Genomic DNA, 3,142 nt, shown 5'->3' on the forward strand with positions numbered 1-3,142 from the left:
CGCCGCCATTGCAACTCCGACACGCACGCCGGTAAACGATCCCGGCCCGTGCATCACGGCAATAGCATCCAGATCCGCCAGCGAAGATCCTGCCTCATCCAGTAGTTCCCGTACCGCGCGCATGCCATGCGAGGCCGCCATCCGAGGCGCAAGCTCCACCTGCTGTATGCCTGCTGCAGACGATAGAGCAACCGACCCGCCAAGGCCGCAGGTATCGATCAGCAGCAATCGCCGATCGCTCACCCCAGCACCTCGCCAGCCTTCACCTGATAGCCGTGCAGGAAATCGGCAGCAGGCATGCGCTTCTTGCCTTCGAGCTGCACTTCGTCCAGCACCAACATGGTGCCATCGGTGCAAGCTGCCAGCAGATTGCCGCCATCGACGCGCACCGCTCCCGGCTCTCCAACACCAGTAACCGCATGCATGCGATGCACCGTCAGCTTCTTGCCGCGGAACAGGGTGAAGCACCCCGGCCACGGCTGAAAGCCGCGCCAGCGATTCACATTCCACTGCGCCGTCTGGGCAAACTGAATACGCCCATCTTCGCGCGTCAGAATCGGAGCCAACGTCGCCTGCGATTCATCCTGCTGGTGTGGTGTGATAGTTCCAGCCTGCAATCCCGCGAGCGTCTCCACCATCAACTTCGCGCCCACCTCGGCCAGAATCGGAAACAGATCCACCGAGGTCTGCTCCGGCGCGATCGGGATCTCATGCTTCAACAGCATTTCTCCAGTGTCGAGTCCTTCGTCGAGAAGCATGGTGGTCACACCGGTGATCGTTTCACCGTTGGCGATCGCCCATTGGATCGGCGCGGCTCCGCGATACTTCGGCAATAGCGACGCATGTCCGTTGATGTTGCCGTAGCGCGGCAGATCGAGCATCCACTTCGGGATGATGCGGCCATAGGCCACCACCACGATCACCTCGGGAGCGATCGTCTCCAGCTCCGCGCGGAACTCCGCGTTGGTCTTGATCTTTTCCGGCTGCAGGACACGCAGCCCATGCGAAAGCGCCAACTGCTTCACCGGAGGAGCAACGATCTCCTGCGTGCGTCCGACAGGACGGTCCGGCTGCGTCACCACCAGGGCGATCTCATGCCCAGCGGCGATCAACGCCTGCAGCGTGGGGACGGCGAACTGCGGCGTACCGCAGAAGACCAGGCGCACCGGTCTACCACTCCCCGTTCTTCTGCATTCGGCATCCTGCGCGCGAACCTTCACCTGGAAGGCGCGGTTGACCTTCTCGCGAATCTCCGGCAGGCTGAGGCAACCCTCTTCCTCATACTGCTTGCCGTCTTTCTCGATGATCTCGGGATTGATCAGCACGATCTTCTCCGCCGGATTCTTTTTGAACGAGAGATCGATGATGCAGAGACGCTTCGCGATATTGATCTGCGGCGCCGCTAGACCAATGCCCTGCGCCTCATACATGGACTCGAACATGTCCGCGACCAACTGCTTCAGCTCCTTGTCGAAGACAGTGACATCCTTGGCGGGCTTCATCAACACAGGGTCGGGATACTTAATAATGGGATAAATCATCGTCTTATATTCTTACTGTCATCCTGAGCATCGCGAAGGACCTTTTATTGTTGTCATCCTGAGTACAAGCGAAGGACCCGCTTTTGTCGTTGCGCTAGAAGTTACGAATCTGCACGCAGTAGCCTTCGAAGTTGCGCTTCAGTTCCTTCAAAGAATCGCCGCCAAACTTCTCCAGCACCAGCCGAGCAAGTGTCAGCGCCACCATGGCCTCGGCTGCCACACCCGCCGCCGGCACCACACATACGTCGGAGCGCTCATACGCCGCCTTCACCGGTTCACGGGTCTCAAAGTTCACCGATCCGAGCGGCCGACGTAGGGTCGAGATCGGCTTCAGATAACCGCGAACGATCACATCCTCGCCGTTGGAGATACCACCCTCAAGACCGCCTGCATTGTTATGGTCGCGCTCGAAGCGCGTAAACGGCCCATCTGCTTCTCCATAGGAGATGGCGTCATGAACCTCTGATCCTTTCGACTCCGCCGCCGTGACACCACGGCCGATCTCCACAGCTTTCACCGCCTGCAGGCTCATCACCGCCTGCGCCAGCAGGCCATCCAGACGCTCGTCCCAGTTCACGTGCGTTCCCACACCCGGAGGAACACCATGAGCGACCACCTCAAAGACTCCACCGATGGTATCGCCGGTGCGCAGAATGCCATCAACCTCGGCCTTCATGGCCTTCTCGCTCTCGGGGTCGGCGCAGTTCAGCAGGATCTCGTCCTTGCCGTGTAGAGCCTTGATCTCATCCCAGGTCACGGGGCGTTGCAGCTCAGCCTTACCGACACGAATAACGTGGCTGGCGACTTCAATGCCAAGCTCTTTCAGCAGCAGCTTCGCCAGCGCTCCGGCAGCAACGCGCGCCGCAGACTCGCGGGCGGAGGCACGCTCCAGCACATAGCGGGCATCGTGGAAGTCGTACTTCAGCGATCCGGCAAGATCGGCGTGTCCAGGGCGCGGAGACGCCACAGCCTTGTGCTTCGCAGGATCGCCCGGCTCAACCGGCAGAATCTCGGTCCAGTTCTTCCAGTCCCGGTTCTCCAGCGTCATCGCGATCGGCGAGCCGATGGTGTGACCGTGGCGAACGCCCGAAAGCACATGCGCCGTATCGCGCTCAATACGCATACGGCCGCCGCGGCCGTATCCCTGCTGACGCCGCCAGAGCTCGCGGTTGACATACTCCAGATCGACCGGCACCCCGGCGGGCATACCACTGACCAGCGCGACGAGACTCTCGCCGTGACTTTCACCTGCTGTGGAGAAACGAAGCATAAACATTAATTTTATCGCGAGATCGGGAGCCCATACACCCGGGTGCCCCATTCATCGCAAGTCGGGGACCCCGACGAACTTGTTCGTTGGGGGTGATATCGCGATGAGTGGGAGAGTAGCCACTATCTTTCAATCCAAACGAGTGTTTTTTGTCATTTCGTAGCGATAGCGGAGAAATCTGCTTCTCTACCGCGAACATCCCACCCATCGCGATGCGATGGATGGGGCACCTGTGATGTTTCAAGAGGTTGTTGTCCATCCGTTTGTATCTGGAGATTCTGTTTGTGACGAGCAAATAGAAGTTTCCGGAGGAACGGATGGACTATCACTA

The 3,142-nt window shown here is 59.5% G+C and carries 3 protein-coding genes and 1 pseudogene; all 4 read right to left on the bottom strand.

The genetic code is table 11. The annotated features are described in order from the left end of the window. On the bottom strand, positions 1-243 hold a 243-nt coding region (gene tsaB, locus AB4043_RS23390), incomplete at its 3' end, for a tRNA (adenosine(37)-N6)-threonylcarbamoyltransferase complex dimerization subunit type 1 TsaB (protein ID WP_442308249.1). Beyond that, complete coding sequence (gene fmt, locus AB4043_RS23395) at positions 240-1,220, bottom strand: methionyl-tRNA formyltransferase (RefSeq protein WP_442308250.1); 981 nt, start codon at positions 1,218-1,220, stop codon at positions 240-242. The genes tsaB and fmt, both read right to left, overlap by 4 nt. Continuing rightward, a pseudogene (gene def, locus AB4043_RS23400) lies at positions 1,200-1,541 on the bottom strand (peptide deformylase); the annotation flags it as partial. The pseudogene def and the gene fmt, both read right to left, overlap by 21 nt. A 94-nt stretch (positions 1,542-1,635) precedes the next feature. Beyond that, positions 1,636-2,811, bottom strand: coding sequence for a chorismate synthase (aroC, locus tag AB4043_RS23405; protein ID WP_442302420.1), 1,176 nt, complete (start codon positions 2,809-2,811; stop codon positions 1,636-1,638). Positions 2,812-3,142 lie beyond the last annotated feature (331 nt).

It is taken from the genome of Terriglobus sp. YAF25 (assembly GCF_052113305.1).
GTDB lineage: Bacteria > Acidobacteriota > Terriglobia > Terriglobales > Acidobacteriaceae > Terriglobus.